We start from the raw sequence: 16947 nt of genomic DNA on the forward strand, positions 1-16947 counted from the left end.
TGATGTGTGTATGCATCCTCTGCTTCTGAAGGCTTGCTCCTCGGTTTTACGAGGCTGTCTTTTATGTTTCTTGCATTTTTAAGCTATATGCTAATTCGTGAATGAAAAAGCCTAAGAATGGCTTGAAATATCTTGTAGATTTCTAATCTATTCTCTTCGTATAGGTGTTTTGATATTTGAGATGAAAAATGAATCTTATTGTAATATAGATGGTGATATCATATAAAGAGTAAACTTGTATTCCTTCCTTTTTGTATAGAGATGGTCTAGAGGAAATATTTTTACCATAAACTAATAAACATTATTATCATTGATTTTAAATACCTTGTTTCAATTTTTGATAGAGTTTATTTATTATGAAAAGCGAAATTTTCAAAGGTGTGATCATTCCCTATCTTTTCTTTTATAAAGTAGATTACTTTGTGATAGAGTTTGTTAATTCTATAATGATAGTATTTATTTGATGGATATTTATGGTATTATTAAATTGCTGAAATATTTTCCCGGTTGAAAATTTGGTTGAACATTGAAATGAGGATATTTTTTATGTTCACATGACAATCATTTTAATATAAGCTTTATTAATGTAATTATTATGTTTGCTATCTATAATGAAATATATTTTTTTATTTCATCTGCATAAATAAAATAATTTCTTTTTATATTTGAAAATAAATAAATTAATTTATATATTTGCCTAGGTAAATAATGAGTTAGTCTAATGAATCTATGAAAAAAGGTATAAGAACTTTAGCTTTATTCTTTTGTTCCTTATTTATTTCATCTTGTTCCGAAAATTCTCCTATCTTAAATGTAGATGTTTTAGTTGTAGGAGGAGGTACAAGTGGTGTGGCTGCCGGACTTCAATCTGCTCGCTCTGGAGTAAATACTTTAATAGTAGAAGAGACTTCTTGGTTAGGGGGAATGTTGACTTCTGCAGGAGTTAGTGCTGTTGATGGGAACTATAATCTTCCTGCTGGAATTTGGGGAGAATTCCAATCAAGATTAATAGCTTATTATGGAAGTCGTGATTCTTTAAAAACCGGATGGGTTAGTAATGTGCTGTTTGAGCCTTCGGTAGGTAATCAAGTCTTTTGTGAAATGGTGAATCAGGAAAAAAACTTGAATGTTTATTTTGATACAGTTTGGAAGAATATAGAACGTGAAAACAATTGTTGGAAAGTTACACTATTAAGGCCGGATGGAACAACGGAAATAGTGGTCTCTAAAGTCTTAATCGATGCAACAGAATTGGGAGATGTAGCCAAATCTTGTGGAGTAGGCTATGACATAGGGATGGAGAGTCGTGATTCAACAAACGAAAGCATTGCTCCCGATAATGCAAATGGGATCATACAGGATTTGACTTATGTAGCTATTCTGAAAGATTATGGGGTAGATGTAACTATCCCTGAGCCAAAAGGCTATTCTCCTACAGAATTTGCATGCGCTTGTGCAAATCAGTTATGTAAATCTCCAAAAGAGCCCGATAGAATATGGTCTAAAGATAAAATGATCACATATGGTAAACTGCCAAATAATAAATATATGATAAACTGGCCCATAGAGGGTAATGATTATTATATAAATCTGGTGGAGATGTTGCCAGAGGAACGTAAAGAAGCACTTCAGGCTGCAAAAGACCATACAATACGTTTTATATACTTCTTACAGAAAGAATTGGGATATAACACATTAGGTTTGGCTGATGATGAATATCCTACATCTGATAAGTTGCCTTTTATCCCTTATCACCGTGAATCCAGACGTATCCATGGTCTGGTACGTTTTAATTTGAATCATATAATGAATCCTTATGACCAGCAATATCCTCTTTATCGCACCTGTATAGCAGTAGGAGATTATCCTGTTGATCACCATCATACCCGTTATCGGGGAGGAGAAGAGTTACCCGATTTATATTTTCATCCAATACCTTCCTATGGCTTACCATTAGGAGTGATGATACCCAAGGATATTGACGGCCTAATTGTTGCTGAAAAATCAATATCAGTTTCGAATATAGTCAATGGAACTACTCGTCTACAACCTGTAGTTCTTCAAATTGGTCAAGCTGCCGGTGCCTTAGCTGCCTTAGCTGTTTCTCAGGATAAGGATATAGACGAAGTTTCAGTACGAGACGTACAAGATATAATTTTAGATTCAAAAGGTTATTTGCTGCCTTATTTAGACGTACCGGTTTCCGATAAAAGATTTGCATCTTATCAGAGAATTGGTGCATCAGGAATCTTAAGAGGTAAGGGAAAAAATGTAGGATGGTCTAATCAGACATGGCTAAGAGCTGATTCCGTTTTGCTTTCTGCTGAGTTGGAAGATCTTTGTAATTTTTATCCGAAAATAAAGAATAAGGTTGATTTGAAGTCTTTAAAACCTGTATCAGTAGAAAAACTTATGGGGTTGGTTCAGGATATAGCGAAATCAGAAGGAAAAGACTTATCTTCTGATTTTGAAAAGATATGGTTGGATTGTGGGTTAGAAAGATGGAATCCAAATGTTGATATAACACGCGGGGAAATGGCTGTGATTGTTGACCATATTCTAGATCCATTTCATTCAAAGGCTGTGAATATAAAAGGAGAGTTTATTCAATAGGTTACTATATAAATTGTTGATATTATGAAAAATACTACCCGACGTGACTTTTTAAAGAAATCATTGCTTGCTAGTGCATCTGCTTTAGCAATTCCGACTCTTTTTGAGAGTTGTAAAGATACTACTGCTTCCCAAAAGAATAAAATAAATGGAAGAAACCTTGTTGCGGGAAAGCCGAGCACATTAATTGTTCCCAAGAAGAATGGTCTGCCTATAACCGGAACATTTCTGGATGAAATTTCACACGATATACCTCATCAAAACTGGGGAGAGGCTGAATGGGACCTAGATTTTCAATATATGAAAAGTATGGGAATTGATACAGTTATTCTCATTCGTTCAGGATATCGTAAATTCATCACTTATCCTTCCAAATACTTATTAAAGAAGGGATGCTATATGCCTTCAGTAGATCTGGTTGATATGTATTTGCGTCTTGCAGAGAAATATGGAATGAAGTTTTATTTTGGCTTGTATGACTCTGGAAGGTATTGGGATACTGGTGACTTGAGTTGGGAGATTGAAGACAATAAATATGTAATAGATGAAGCCTGGGAAATGTATGGAGAAAAGTATAAAAGCTTTGGAGGATGGTATATCAGTGGTGAAATTAGCCGTCAAACCAAAGGTGCTATAGACGCTTTTCATACGATGGGAAAACAATGTAAAGATGTTTCCAATGGCTTGCCTACATTTATATCCCCCTGGATTGATGGAAAAAAAGCAGTAATGGGCACAGGTAAATTGACCCGTGAAGAATCTATCTCTGTGCAAGAACATGAGCGCGACTGGAATGAAATATTCGATGGAATCCATGATGTAGTAGATGCTTGTGCATTTCAAGACGGACATATTGATTACGATGAACTGGATGCTTTTTTCTCTGTAAATAAGAAGTTAGCCGATAAATATGGTATGGAATGTTGGACGAATGCAGAATCTTTCGACCGTGATATGCCCATCCGCTTCTTCCCGATAAAGTTTGATAAATTACGTATGAAACTCGAAGCTGCCAAACGTGCCGGATATGACAAAGCCATTACTTTTGAGTTCTCTCATTTCATGAGTCCTCAGTCGGCTTATCTTCAGGCCGGGCATTTATACAATCGTTATAAAGAATATTTTGATATAAAATAAATAATCAGAGAGTTATGCGTAGTTTAGAATTAAATATGGGCTACATGCTCTTTTTGTCTTTGGTTGCCGCTGTTGGAGGTTTATTATTCGGATACGATACAGCAGTTATCTCTGGAACAATAGGACAAGTAACAGAACAATTTAAATTAAATGACTGGCAGCAAGGATGGTATGTAGGATGTGCCCTTGTAGGCTCCATTGTCGGGGTGTCTATGGCTGGTATTCTTAGTGACAAATGGGGGCGCAAGCTTGTCATGATTCTTTCCGCTTTGCTGTTTTCAGCCTCCGGAATCTGGTGTACGATAGCTTCCGACTTTGTACACCTTGTCTGGGCAAGAATTTTAGGAGGAGTTGCAATAGGTATTGTTTCCATAGTTTCTCCGTTGTATATATCAGAGGTTGCCGCTACACAGTATAGAGGCAGACTTGTATCATTGTATCAGGTCGCCGTAACAATAGGTTTTTTAAGTGCATATATTGTCAATTATTATCTTTTACTCTATTCTCAGAGCAATCCGCTTTTAGAAACACCGATACTTCAATACATTATGGTATCCGAAGTCTGGAGAGGAATGTTAGGTATGGAGTCTGTTCCTGCTCTTTTATTCTTGCTGGTAATATTCTTTATACCTGAGAGTCCGCGCTGGCTGATAGTCTCTCATAAAAAAGAAAAAGCAAAAGGAATTTTATTCCGTATTTATCGCTCTGTACAGACCGTAGAAGAGCATATTGGAATGACCGAATCTGTATTAAAAACCGAAAGTAAAAATTCAGACTGGTCTGTATTATCACAGCCAGGCATTTTAAAAGCTGTAATAATAGGCGTGTGTATTGCTATTTTAGGACAATTCATGGGAGTAAATGCTGTGTTGTACTATGGGCCTTCTATTTTTGAAAATGCAGGTTTGTCGGGAGGAGATTCTCTGTACTATCAAGTTCTTGTAGGATTAGTAAATACCCTAACCAGTATTTTTGCACTGCTTATAATAGATAAAATAGGTCGTAAAAAATTGATTTATTATGGCGTATCAGGAATGATACTCTCTTTAATAATGATTGGTCTTTATTTTATTTTGAGTGAACGGTTCCAATTGTCCAGTGTAGTTATGCTAGTATTTTTTCTTGCATATGTATTTTTCTGTGCAGGATCGATCAGTGCTGTTATTTTTGTGCTCTTATCCGAAATGTATCCAACCCGTGTACGGGGTTTAGCAATGTCTATTGCTGGTTTGTCTTTGTGGGTCGGAACATATTTAGTCGGACAGTTAACTCCATGGCTTTTGACTTATCTGACACCGGGTGGAACTTTCTTTCTATTTGCTGTAATGTGTATACCTTACATTCTTATTGTTTGGAAATTGATGCCCGAAACGGCTGGAAAGTCTTTGGAAGAAATAGAATTATATTGGAAGAATGGATCAAAAAGAAAAGAAGTAATTAAAAGGAAACGATAAGGAATAATTGAATTTGTTGATAAATGATTAGTTTTAAGGGTTAAGGTAAACGGTAAACAGTTTGGCAGGATTCTTCTTGCTGAACTGTTTGTCTTTATGGCTTTAGATTGCCGTTTGTCAAATCCGAATATGATATTTCCGAAGATTATTTATGGCCTTTTTTAGTAAAGAGAGGGTAGGATAGTGCTGAATCCCTAATTGGTTTTGTCCATTTTTATTTAATGTTTGTTTTTACTGTGATATTTATATGAAGCAATATTCTTTGGATGTAATATTCTATTATTGTAGATGAAAAGGAATGAAGCCTTTATGGTATTTTAAATTGTTTAACTTTATTCATCCTTTTAGTAAAGAACTATGCTCTCCTTTGTTTTTATTTCTAATTTTTAACTTTGTAAACATTCTTTATTTATAAAATAAAGTCGTATTTTTGTAATAAATAGTAAAATAAAATAGTTATGACACAAAATCTGCTTAAAGAAATTGAGAGAGGTTCAAAAAGTGCGCAGACTAAAAAGCGGATTATTACTTATTATATGTATAATCGTTCGTCTACCATTCCCGACTTGTCTAAAGAACTCGATCTGAGTGTACCTACTGTTACAAAGTTTATTATGGAAATGTGTGAAGATGGCTATCTTATGAGCTATGGTAAACAGGAAGCAAGTGAGGGACGTCCTCCCACTCTATATGGCTTGACTACAGATGCTGGATATTTTGTTGGGGTTGATATCAAAAAATTTAGTTTGAATATTGGCTTGATGAACTTTATGGGAGATTTTGTCGATTTAAGAATGGGAATTCCCTATGAAACAGAAAATACTCCAGAGGGTTTAAACAGATTGTGTAGTTATATTGTAGACTTTATATCCCAGTCCAATATTGATAAGGAAAAAATCTTGAATGTGGGGATTAATATTTCAGGGCGTGTCAATCCCGAATTAGGATATAGTTTTAGTTTATTCAATTTTGAGGAACGTCCTTTGGCCGAAATAATGACCGAAAAAATAGGTTATAAAGTAACAATTGATAATGATACCCGTGCCATGACTTACGGTGAAATTGTTAAGGGTATTGTAAAAGGAGAACGCAATGTTATATTTATCAATATTGGTTGGGGATTAGGAGCTGGACTGATAGTAAACGGTAGTATTTATACTGGAAAATCAGGATTTTCCGGAGAATTCGGACATTTTAATGTATTCGATAATGAAATTCTTTGTCATTGTGGAAAGCGGGGATGTTTGGAGACAGAGGTATCGGGTGCTGCTTTATACCGTAATCTGGTGCAATGTGTACGTGAAGGCAAACAGTCTATTTTGTCGGAAGCCGTATTGAATGATAATGTAGGAGTGACATTGAGAGATATTATAGAAGCTACGAATAAAGAAGATTTGCTTTGTATTGAATTGGTAGAGGAAATTGGTCAGAAGTTGGGGCGTTATCTGGCTGGTTTGATTAACCTGATGAATCCGGAAATGGTAATTATTGGAGGAGCTTTGGCGCAGACTGGTGATTATATTTTACAACCTATTAAAAGTGCTGTACGAAAGTATTCTTTGAATTTGGTAAATAGAGATTCAGTTATTGTGTTGTCGCAGTTGCAAGATAAGGCAGGAGTTGTTGGTGCTTGTATGTTGGCCCGCAGAAGCATGTTTGAACAGTAGTCTTCGATAGAATAACCTGTTTGTCTGGAAAATCTATTTGGGCAAGCAGGTAAATTTTTTCTGACCCAATATAATATTAACTATTTTAGGCTTAAATCCTGGGTAGTATTATAAAATAAATCCTATTTTTGTATTAGGTTTATTAATTATTTAAAAATATACTCTATACTTATAGCTTAAATTTATATATATGAGCACGATTTTGTTATTTATTGGGTTTGGTGCCCAGGAATTGATTTTTATAGTCTTGATTATATTGCTTTTATTTGGAGGAAAGAAAATTCCGGAATTAATGAAAGGCTTTGGAAAGGGTGTAAAAAGTTTTCGTGATGGTATGAATGATATAGAGAGTATTACTAAAGAAAATCCTGAGAAAAAAGTACCTGAAAAAGAATAGACGGAGTGAAATATTGTATAAAGACAGATACGGTGTATTTCTAAAAAGTTACTTATTCCCTTTTAGAAATACACCGTATCCGTCTTTATTGAGTAAAATATTCAGTTTAGTGAATAATAGTACAAGTACCGTCTACTATTTCGCCTTTAGAGAATACACAACGCACATTGATATCCTTATCCAGAATTACGATGTCAGCATCTTTACCTTTTTGCAGACTACCTTTCTGATCAGAGATACCGATGATACGTGCCGGTGTTTCAGAAGCCATTCTCACTGCATCTGCCAATGGAATATTAGCTTTCTTTACCATGACTTGTACCAATGTGTCCATTGTTGCCAGACTACCTGCCAGTGAAGAATGATCTTTCAACTTGCATACTCCGTTTTCAATGATATAACGGCTGTCACTTGATATTTCACCATCATAAGCTGCATACTTCAATGCATCTGTTACCAGACAAGTCTTTTCTACTCCTTTCAGTTTGTATACCAGTTTCAGGATCGTAGCAGGCAGGTGAATTCCATCAGCTATCACTTCCACGCTCATATCATCAATCAGATATACACTTTCTACAGTACCTTCGTATTTGTATTCACGACGTTTGTGGAAACCAGGCATTGCATTGTAGAAATGAGCGGCATGAGTAAATCCAGCGGCAAAAGCTTCTTTGATATCCTGAAATTCTGCTTCCGTATGGGTAGCAGCAGTCAGAATACCTCTGGATGAGGTATAATGAGCGAAATCATGTGCTCCAGGAAGTTCAGGACTGATATCCCAACGTTTGATACAGTGTGTTTTCTCCAATAGAGAAATATATTCATCCGGATTAGGTTCTTTCAGAAATTCTTCCCATTGTGCACCAGCCATCTTCTTGTTCAAATAAGGACCTTCAATGTGCAATCCCTGAATAACTGAACCGGATTGAGACATAAGTTTTTCGCAGACTTGGCTTGCTTGTGAAAGGGTCTCGAAGCTGGAAGAAGACAACGTAGGGAATATAGAAGTAGCTCCATGTTTCAGGTGAGCATTTACCGCACAGGTAAAGGCCTCTTCTGTAGCTTCCGTAAAATCATGTCCTCCACCTCCGTGCACATGCATACCGACAAAACCTGGTACGATATACATTCCTTTTACATCAATTACCTTAGCACCGATGACAGCCAGGTCACTGTTGGTAATTTCAAGAATCTTTCCATCGTTGATAAGTACGGAACCATCTTTCATCCATCCTTGTGGGGTAAGGATATGTCCGTTAATTATTTGTGTAAGCATAATTATATCCTCCTTTTGTTTCTGTTAAAAAAGAGTATTGGTACCTTCTACCAATTCTCCCATTGCCCATACGGCTCTTACGTTCAGGTTGTCGTCCAAAGCAATGATGTCGGCATCCTTTCCTTTTTCCAGTGTACCTTTTCTATCCAATACCCCCATGATGCGTGCCGGTGTTTCCGAAGCCATTCTGATTGCATCTTCCAGAGGAATTTCGGCTTTCTGTACCATGGTACGAATCAGACGGTCCATTGTAGCGATACTGCCGGCCAATGCCGAACGGTCGGCCAGTTTACATACACCATCTTCAATAATAACTCTAGGGTCGAATGCCTCCTGACTGTCACTGGCAGCGCAAGCCAGCGCATCGGTAATCAGTGCAGTTCTTTCTACCCCTTTAATCTTATGAACCAGTTTCAAGATAGTAGGAGGTACGTGAATACCATCTGCTACCACTTCTACCGTCATATCATCTATCAGGTAGATACTTTCCACAGTTCCTTCGTATTTGTATTCACGGCGTTTGTGGAATCCCGGCATAGCATTGTAGAAGTGAGTGGCATGTGTATACCCGGTATTATAAGCGGTGTAAATGTCTTCAAATTCGGCTTGTGTATGTCCTACTGCTGCCAGTACACCCTTGGATGTGATGTATTTACCGAACACCATGGCACCCGGTAATTCCGGAGCGGCATCCCAGCGTTTGATGCAGTTGGTTTCTTCCAATAGTGGGATGTATTCTTCAGGATCAGGATTCTTGATATTTTCAGGCATCTGTCCTCCGGCCATCTTCATGTTGAAGTAATGTCCTTCCAGATGGAGTCCGAGCACAGGGCTGTTAGGCTCTTTCATCAACTTTTCAGTTGTGGCAGCAGCTGCACGGATCATGGGGATGGTAGACGAAGATAAGGTCGGGAATATACTTGTGGTACCGTGCTTCATGTGAGCATTGATGGCAGCGCGGAAAGCATCTTCTGTACCTTCCATGAAGTCTCTTCCTCCACCGCCGTGTACGTGAATTTCTACTCCTCCGGGAACAATATACATACCCTTGGCATCGATAAGTTTGGCGCCTACGATAGCTAAGTCGCAATTGGTAACTTCCAGAATTTTATTGTCGCGTATTAATACGGACCCGTCTTTCAACCATCCTTGTGGAGTAAGGATGCGTGCATTAATAATTTGAGTTAACATGGACTTTTTATATACTTATGTTGATAAATTAATTTCCTGCAAAGTTAGCCATTTCATTGACGTTGGAAAGAAAAAAAGCAATTGTTTCATGCCGGATTTATAATTCATAAAGATTTTATCCTTCATTAAGGAAAAATTTCGATAATACTTTGTACCTTTGCTTCCACGATAACTAACATTTAATTAATAACAGATAATTATGGCAACACCTGAATTCAAGTATCAGCCGATGTTCGAACACGGTAAAGATACAACTGAATACTATTTGCTTACCAAAGATTATGTATCAGTAAGCGAGTTTGAAGGAAAACCTATCTTGAAGATTGAAAAAGAAGGTTTGACAGCAATGGCTAATGCCGCTTTCCGTGATGTTTCGTTTATGTTGCGCCGTTCGCACAACGAACAGGTTGCAAAAATCCTTACCGATCCGGAAGCAAGCGATAACGACAAGTATGTAGCATTGACATTCCTGCGCAATGCAGAAGTAGCTGCAAAAGGTGTATTGCCTTTCTGTCAGGATACTGGTACAGCTATTATACATGGCGAAAAAGGACAGCAGGTATGGACTGGATATTGCGATGAAGAAGCTTTGTCTTTAGGTGTATACAAAACTTATACAGAAGAAAACCTTCGCTATTCTCAGAATGCGCCGCTTACTATGTATGAAGAAGTAAATACTCGTTGCAACTTGCCGGCTCAGATTGATATCGAAGCTACTCAGGGTATGGAGTATGAATTCCTTTGCGTAACAAAAGGTGGTGGCTCTGCCAACAAAACTTACCTGTATCAGGAAACAAAAGCTATCTTGAATCCGGCTACATTGGTTCCGTTCCTGGTAGAAAAGATGAAAACTCTGGGTACAGCTGCTTGTCCTCCTTATCACATTGCATTTGTAATCGGTGGTACTTCCGCTGAAAAGAACTTGCTGACTGTAAAATTGGCTTCTACCCGTTTCTACGATAACTTGCCTACTACAGGTAATGAATACGGACGTGCATTCCGCGATGTAGAATTGGAAAAACAAGTATTGGAAGAAGCTCACCGCATTGGCTTGGGTGCTCAGTTTGGTGGTAAATACTATGCACACGATGTACGTATCATCCGCTTGCCTCGTCACGGTGCTTCTTGTCCGGTAGGTTTGGGCGTTTCTTGCTCGGCAGACCGTAACATCCGTTGTAAAATCAACAAAGACGGTATCTGGATTGAAAAACTTGATTCTAATCCGGGTGAACTGATTCCGGAAGAATTGCGTCAGGCTGGTGAAGGTAATGCTGTGAAGATTGACCTGAATCGTCCTATGCCGGAAATCCTGGCTGAACTTGACAAATATCCGGTAGCAACTCGTTTGTCATTGAACGGAACAATCATTGTAGGCCGTGATATTGCTCACGCTAAGCTGAAAGAACGTCTGGATCGTGGAGAAGACTTGCCACAGTATATCAAAGATCATCCTATTTACTATGCTGGTCCGGCTAAGACTCCTGCTGGTATGGCTTGTGGTTCTATGGGTCCGACTACTGCAGGACGTATGGACCCGTATGTAGACCTGTTCCAGAGTCACGGTGGTTCTATGATTATGTTGGCTAAGGGTAACCGTAGTCAGGCTGTAACCGATGCTTGTAAGAAACATGGTGGTTTCTATCTGGGTTCTATCGGTGGTCCGGCTGCTATCCTGGCTCAGAACAACATCAAGAGCATCGAATGTGTAGAATATCCGGAACTGGGTATGGAAGCTATCTGGAAGATTGAAGTAGAAGACTTCCCTGCATTCATCCTGGTAGACAACAAGGGTAACGATTTCTTCAAACAAATCAAACCTCGTTGCGCGGGTAACTGCAAATAAGTAAAATATTTCTGTCTGGTCCTGTAGGGCACAGCAGTTATTGATATCGGCTGCCATTCTCTGTCTGTTGAAGACGGAGGATGGCAGCCTTGTTTTTATGAGGAAGAAAGGGGAAGGAAAGTGGCGGAGTATCTGTTTACAAAATGTCAGCGGACAAGTGAAGAAAAAACGGCAGGTATAGCTTTGGCAAAATGTCAAAACAGAGGGCTCTACACGGCGATATTTGAGCTCCGGTACGAGTGTGATGGGAAAAACAGCCGTTTTAAGGCTTTGTGGAAATTCAGAAAGATAGCTGCATCTGGTGTTTCTTTTAATAAAAGGCGATGAATAAGTAGAACGCTGTCTTTTCTCTGTAAAAGAACAGAAAATAAAACCGATATGTTATTGAAATTGTGTAAGCAAAAAAGGAAAGAAAAACAGACTTTGGAGCTTAAAATGAGGTATAAAAAACGTTGTTTGTATCATTGGATTACACTATTAATACCGTTGCCCGATGATACAAGTATCGTTGGTCGGTGTTACAGGTACCGTAAGCTACCGATACAAGTCGCATTTACACCTGTTACGAGTTGGTTGAAATATGCTTTATAGCAGAATATAAGGGCTTTTTGAAATAAAAAAATCCTCCTTTTCTATGCGTAAAGGAGGATTTTGTATCAAATACGCGTTAGCTGAAAATGTATATTCTTTTAATAAAGACAGAAAAAGAATGTTTTTTGCATCATTGTGTTATCTGATGACAGGTAAGTTTATTTGCTTCCTAAATACAGGAAGAACATACCAATCAGTACAAACACCAGATCGATGATTTTACTTTTCAGATTCTTTTCGTGGAACATCATGGCTCCAAACAAGAAGGAGACAATTACACTTCCCCGTCGTACCATCGATACAATGGATATCATAGAATCTTCCATGCTCAGAGCATAAAAGTATACAAAGTCGGCAGCGGTCAGGAAAACGGATATCAGCAGAATGCACCAGCTCCAGTGAAAAGGAGTGGTAGTTTTACGCTTGGGAAGCCAAAGAAAGAGAATGACTCCTCCCATCATAAACAACTGATAGATATTGTACCACGACTGTACCACCATGTTGTTGAAATGATTCATCAGGTACTTGTCGTACAATCCGCTGGCTGTACCGAATAGTGCTGCCAGAACAATAAACCAAATCCATTTGTTGTGTGTAAAGTTGATACCTTCTTTTTTCCCGGAGCGGCTGAGCAGGAACAGGGATATGATGGCCATAATAACACCAATCCACTGGTATACATTGAGTCGTTCGCCGAAAATCAGCATGGCACCTACCAGTGTCATAACCGGTCGGGTCGCATTAATAGGACCTACAAGGGTAAGCGGCAAATGTTTCATTCCAAAATAGCCGAAAATCCATGAACTCAATACGATGCACGACTTCAGAATAATGAATTTATGCACTTCCCATCCCGATTCGGGTACGAAGAAAATAGTGTCTTGCAGACTTTCCGGTTTCAGATACGAAAGCAGGATAAACGGAAGGAATATCAGACTGGAAAAAAGTGTATTCAGTCCCAGTACGGGGAGTACGGCATTGCCTGCCAATGATTTTTTCTTGAATACATCGTAGAAGCCCAGCAGTGCTGCCGAGCAGAATGCTAATAATAACCACATAAAAGTACGCTTGATAAAACGCCTGCAAAGTTACGATAAAAATCCGAAAGATTTGCAGAAGAGACTAAGTCTCATTATTTTTGAAACTTCATAGCGGAAGAAAAGGCGAGATATGAACGAGCAAGTAATACAAAAACTGAAGATACTGACAGAATCGGCCAAATACGATGTGTCTTGTTCCTCCAGTGGTACGGTTCGCCGTAATACGAAGGGGGGAGTAGGAAATACCGTAGGGGGCTGGGGAATCTGCCATAGCTTTTCGGAAGACGGACGCTGTATTTCCTTGCTGAAGGTGATGCTCACCAATTATTGTATTTACGATTGTGCGTATTGCATTAACCGTATCAGTAATGATATTCCGCGTGCTACTTTATCTGTGTCTGAACTGGTGGAGCTGACGATGGAGTTTTACCGCCGCAACTATATCGAAGGACTGTTTCTGAGTTCCGGTGTGGTGCGTAATCCCGATTATACCATGGAGCGGCTGGTGCGTGTGGCTAAAGATTTGAGGGAAGTGCATCGCTTCAATGGTTATATCCACCTGAAGAGTATTCCGGGAGCGAGTAGGGAACTGGTGGCTGAGGCGGGACGTTATGCTGACCGTCTGAGTGTGAATCTGGAGATTCCGACGGAAGAAAACCTGAAACGTCTGGCTCCGGAAAAAGACCATCAGAGTGTATATCTTCCCATGCAGTATATCCAGCAAGGGGTGTTGGAGAGTGCTGAAGAACGTCGCCGTTATCGTCGTGCTCCCCGCTTTGCACCGGCCGGACAGAGTACACAGATGATTGTGGGTGCCACTTCCGAAACAGATAAGGATATTCTGAAAGTGTCGTCTTCGCTTTATGGAAACTCTACCATGAAGCGTGTGTATTATTCCGGCTATGTGGCAGTCAACACGTACGACAAGCGTTTGCCGGCACTGAAGCAGCCGCCTTTGGTTCGTGAAAACCGACTTTACCAGGCCGACTGGCTGTTGCGCTATTATCAGTTTAAGGTGGACGAGTTGGTAGACGACGGGCATCCCGATTTGGATTTGGAAGTAGACCCGAAGCTGGCTTGGGCATTGAGGCATCCGGAATGTTTTCCGGTGAATGTCAATACTGCCGATTACGAGATGTTACTACGGGTGCCCGGTATCGGAGTAAAGTCGGCTAAATTCATAGTATTGTCCCGCCGTTTCTCGCGTATCGGTTTTTATGAGTTGAAAAAGATGGGAGTAGTGATGAAAAAGGCGAAATATTTCATCACCTGCAATGAACTGCCGGAAAAAACAATACAGGAGTTGGGTGCTGCTGCCATCCGGCGTCTGCTGTTGCCCAAGTCACCTAAAAAAGACGATGGTCAGTTGAGTTTTAACTTTACCTTCGACTGATAAGGTTTATTTGAACCTTTGTGCGTGTATTCTGTTTAGTATTTAATAGAACCTTGTAATAATAATGCCGGTTAAGCTGTTTCTTAAATCTGTGAATTTATGAAACCTTCGAATCTTCTTTTATAGAAAGAACCGGGTGTATTGAATATTTCCAAACTGAAATAGAAAACTGAAGGCTTATGTGGAATCTGATAAAAGAATTGAAACGGAAAGACCACAAACGGTATTTGGGTGGTCTGGACTTTTTTAAGTATATAGGTCCGGGATTGCTGGTGACGGTAGGGTTTATCGATCCGGGAAACTGGGCTTCCAATTTTGCAGCAGGGTCGGACTATGGATATGCTCTGTTGTGGGTAGTGACACTCTCTACTGTCATGCTGATTGTGTTGCAGCACAATGTGGCCCATTTGGGAATTGTGACCGGACTTTGTCTGAGTGAGGCTGCTACCCGATATACTCCCAAATGGGTAGCGAGACCTATATTGGGAAGTGCGGTACTGGCATCTATTTCTACTTCTCTGGCAGAAATCTTAGGAGGAGCCATTGCGCTGGAGATGCTATTCGATATTCCCATTATCTGGGGATCTGTTCTGACTACGGTACTGGTAGTGATTATGCTTTTTACGAACTCTTACAAGCGGATAGAGCGGGCAATTATTGCTTTTGTGTCTGTCATTGGCTTGTCTTTTTTATATGAGTTGGTTTTGGTAGATATTGACTGGGGACTTGCAGCACGTTCGTGGGTGGTACCCAGTATTCCGCAAGGTAGTCTGCTGATTATTATGAGCGTGCTGGGTGCTGTTGTGATGCCTCATAACTTGTTTTTGCATTCGGAAGTGGTGCAGAGTCGTGAATACAACCGGAAGGATGAGGCTTCTATCCGGAAACTTCTGAAATATGAGTTTTATGATACTTTGTTCTCTATGGGAGTAGGCTGGGCTATTAATAGTGCCATGATTCTTTTGGCGGCAACTACTTTCTTTGCACATCAGACTCCGGTAGAGGAGTTGCAGCAGGCAAAGTCTTTGCTCGATCCTTTGTTGGGAAATCAGGCCGGTATCATCTTTGCACTGGCCTTGCTGATGGCAGGTATTTCTTCTACCGTTACCAGCGGAATGGCGGCCGGCTCTATATTTGCTGGTATCTTTGGAGAGTCTTATCACATTAAGGATATACATTCCCGCCTGGGAGTTCTTCTTTCACTGGGAATAGCACTGGTTATCATCATGTTTATAGAAAATCCTTTCCAGGGATTGATTATTTCTCAGATGATACTGAGCATGCAGCTTCCGTTTACTGTTTTTTTACAGGTGGGGCTGACTTCTTCGAAGCGTGTGATGGGGCAATATGCTAATTCCCGTTGGAGTACATTTGTCTTATATACAATAGCTATTGTAGTCTCTGTCTTAAATATTATGCTATTGTTCAGTTGATTTGTTGTCAAACTCATTAGAATCAGCTAACTTTGTCCCCGTTTTTTAATTATTAAAAGGAAATATATATGGCAGGATATCTTTCGGGAGATGCGCGGAAAGTAACCACACATCGCCTTATTGAGATGAAACAGCGTGGAGAAAAAATATCAATGCTGACCTCATACGACTATACCATTGCACAGATTGTTGATGGAGCCGGAGTTGATGTGATATTAGTGGGTGATTCGGCATCCAATGTAATGGCCGGTAATGTGACTACATTGCCTATCACTGTAGATCAGATGATTTATCATGGAAAATCGGTAATGCGTGGCGTGAAGCGTGCATTGGTTGTAGTAGACATGCCTTTTGGTTCGTATCAGGCCGACCCTTTCGACGGTGTACGTAATGCCATCCGTATGATGAAGGAAACCGGAGCTGACGCGTTGAAGCTGGAAGGAGGCGAAGAGGTAATTGATACCATCCGCCGGATTATCGGCGCAGGTATGCCGGTAATGGGACACCTGGGACTGATGCCTCAGTCTATTAATAAATATGGTACTTACGGGGTACGTGCCAAAGGTGAAGAAGAAGCTGAAAAACTGATACGTGATGCTCATTTGCTTGAAGAGGCCGGTTGCTTTGCTTTGGTACTGGAAAAGATTCCGGCAGAATTGGCAGCCCGTGTGGCAAGCGAACTGACTATTCCGGTAATTGGTATCGGAGCAGGAGGTGCTGTAGATGGTCAGGTATTGGTAGTAGCCGATATGTTAGGAATGACGAAAGGGTTCAGTCCTCGTTTCTTGCGTCGCTATGCCGATTTGCATACCGTGATGACTGATGCCATCGGGCAGTATGTGGCGGATGTGAAAGCATGCGATTTCCCTAATGAATCAGAACAATATTAATGTATAAACTTTTCAGAGAATG

12 protein-coding genes are annotated in these 16947 nt (G+C 39.7%); 9 read left to right on the forward strand and 3 right to left on the reverse strand.

Features of this window, described 5'->3' with window-relative positions:
* Nucleotides 1-741: 741 nt before the first annotated feature.
* The 5 genes from O6P32_RS07580 (at nt 742) to O6P32_RS07600 (ending at nt 7268) form a co-directional block, all read left to right on the forward strand.
* Nucleotides 742-2613, forward strand: a complete 1872-nt coding sequence (locus O6P32_RS07580; RefSeq protein ID WP_408636055.1) for an FAD-dependent oxidoreductase — start codon at nt 742-744, stop codon at nt 2611-2613.
* A gap of 24 nt (nt 2614-2637) precedes the next feature.
* Complete coding sequence (locus tag O6P32_RS07585) at nt 2638-3750, forward strand: DUF4434 domain-containing protein (RefSeq protein WP_178265621.1); 1113 nt, start codon at nt 2638-2640, stop codon at nt 3748-3750.
* A gap of 14 nt (nt 3751-3764) precedes the next feature.
* Nucleotides 3765-5204: a sugar porter family MFS transporter gene (locus tag O6P32_RS07590; protein WP_269877777.1), complete on the forward strand. Its 1440-nt coding sequence runs from the start codon at nt 3765-3767 to the stop codon at nt 5202-5204.
* 458 nt (nt 5205-5662) lie between these two features.
* Nucleotides 5663-6871: an ROK family transcriptional regulator gene (locus O6P32_RS07595; protein WP_178265623.1), complete on the forward strand. Its 1209-nt coding sequence runs from the start codon at nt 5663-5665 to the stop codon at nt 6869-6871.
* A 190-nt stretch (nt 6872-7061) separates the two neighbouring features.
* Nucleotides 7062-7268 carry a Sec-independent protein translocase subunit TatA/TatB gene (locus O6P32_RS07600; RefSeq protein WP_269877778.1) on the forward strand — a complete coding sequence of 69 codons (207 nt, stop codon included), beginning with the start codon at nt 7062-7064 and terminating at the stop codon, nt 7266-7268.
* A gap of 106 nt (nt 7269-7374) precedes the next feature.
* Here the strand turns inward: O6P32_RS07600 and nagA (O6P32_RS07605) are convergent, their stop codons facing one another.
* Both nagA (O6P32_RS07605) and nagA (O6P32_RS07610) read right to left on the reverse strand, forming a co-directional pair.
* Complete coding sequence (gene nagA / locus O6P32_RS07605) at nt 7375-8544, reverse strand: N-acetylglucosamine-6-phosphate deacetylase (RefSeq protein ID WP_269877780.1); 1170 nt, start codon at nt 8542-8544, stop codon at nt 7375-7377.
* A gap of 24 nt (nt 8545-8568) precedes the next feature.
* Nucleotides 8569-9735, reverse strand: a complete 1167-nt coding sequence (gene nagA / locus O6P32_RS07610) for an N-acetylglucosamine-6-phosphate deacetylase (RefSeq protein WP_269877781.1) — start codon at nt 9733-9735, stop codon at nt 8569-8571.
* A gap of 199 nt (nt 9736-9934) precedes the next feature.
* Here nagA (O6P32_RS07610) and O6P32_RS07615 point away from each other — a divergent pair, with 199 nt between their 5' ends.
* Nucleotides 9935-11578 carry a fumarate hydratase gene (locus O6P32_RS07615; RefSeq protein WP_178265627.1) on the forward strand — a complete coding sequence of 548 codons (1644 nt, stop codon included), beginning with the start codon at nt 9935-9937 and terminating at the stop codon, nt 11576-11578.
* A gap of 749 nt (nt 11579-12327) precedes the next feature.
* Here O6P32_RS07615 and O6P32_RS07620 read toward each other — a convergent pair.
* A complete protein-coding gene (locus O6P32_RS07620; RefSeq protein ID WP_269877782.1) occupies nt 12328-13227 on the reverse strand; it encodes a DMT family transporter in 900 nt (299 codons plus the stop codon).
* 112 nt (nt 13228-13339) lie between these two features.
* Here O6P32_RS07620 and O6P32_RS07625 point away from each other — a divergent pair, with 112 nt between their 5' ends.
* From O6P32_RS07625 to panB, 3 genes are all read left to right on the forward strand, one after another.
* Nucleotides 13340-14602, forward strand: coding sequence for a putative DNA modification/repair radical SAM protein (locus O6P32_RS07625; protein WP_269877783.1), 1263 nt, complete (start codon nt 13340-13342; stop codon nt 14600-14602).
* A 179-nt stretch (nt 14603-14781) separates the two neighbouring features.
* The gene (locus O6P32_RS07630) at nt 14782-16035 is read left to right on the forward strand and encodes an Nramp family divalent metal transporter (protein WP_269877784.1); all 1254 of its coding nucleotides are present in this window, start codon (nt 14782-14784) and stop codon (nt 16033-16035) included.
* A gap of 68 nt (nt 16036-16103) precedes the next feature.
* The gene (panB, locus tag O6P32_RS07635; protein WP_178265631.1) at nt 16104-16925 is read left to right on the forward strand and encodes a 3-methyl-2-oxobutanoate hydroxymethyltransferase; all 822 of its coding nucleotides are present in this window, start codon (nt 16104-16106) and stop codon (nt 16923-16925) included.
* The last annotated feature ends 22 nt before the right edge of the window (nt 16926-16947 follow it).

Origin of the sequence: Phocaeicola acetigenes, from assembly GCF_027529745.1 — a bacterium.
GTDB classification, from domain to species: domain Bacteria; phylum Bacteroidota; class Bacteroidia; order Bacteroidales; family Bacteroidaceae; genus Phocaeicola; species Phocaeicola acetigenes.

Coding starts and splice junctions, on each gene's coding strand:
- O6P32_RS07585 (WP_178265621.1), top strand. CDS start 2,638: ATGAAAAATACTACCCGACGTGACTTTTTAAAGAAATCATTGCTTGCT.
- O6P32_RS07590 (WP_269877777.1), top strand. CDS start 3,765: ATGCGTAGTTTAGAATTAAATATGGGCTACATGCTCTTTTTGTCTTTG.
- O6P32_RS07595 (WP_178265623.1), top strand. CDS start 5,663: ATGACACAAAATCTGCTTAAAGAAATTGAGAGAGGTTCAAAAAGTGCG.
- O6P32_RS07600 (WP_269877778.1), top strand. CDS start 7,062: ATGAGCACGATTTTGTTATTTATTGGGTTTGGTGCCCAGGAATTGATT.
- nagA (WP_269877780.1), bottom strand. CDS start 8,544: ATGCTTACACAAATAATTAACGGACATATCCTTACCCCACAAGGATGG.
- nagA (WP_269877781.1), bottom strand. CDS start 9,735: ATGTTAACTCAAATTATTAATGCACGCATCCTTACTCCACAAGGATGG.
- O6P32_RS07615 (WP_178265627.1), top strand. CDS start 9,935: ATGGCAACACCTGAATTCAAGTATCAGCCGATGTTCGAACACGGTAAA.
- O6P32_RS07620 (WP_269877782.1), bottom strand. CDS start 13,227: ATGTGGTTATTATTAGCATTCTGCTCGGCAGCACTGCTGGGCTTCTAC.
- O6P32_RS07625 (WP_269877783.1), top strand. CDS start 13,340: ATGAACGAGCAAGTAATACAAAAACTGAAGATACTGACAGAATCGGCC.
- O6P32_RS07630 (WP_269877784.1), top strand. CDS start 14,782: ATGTGGAATCTGATAAAAGAATTGAAACGGAAAGACCACAAACGGTAT.
- panB (WP_178265631.1), top strand. CDS start 16,104: ATGGCAGGATATCTTTCGGGAGATGCGCGGAAAGTAACCACACATCGC.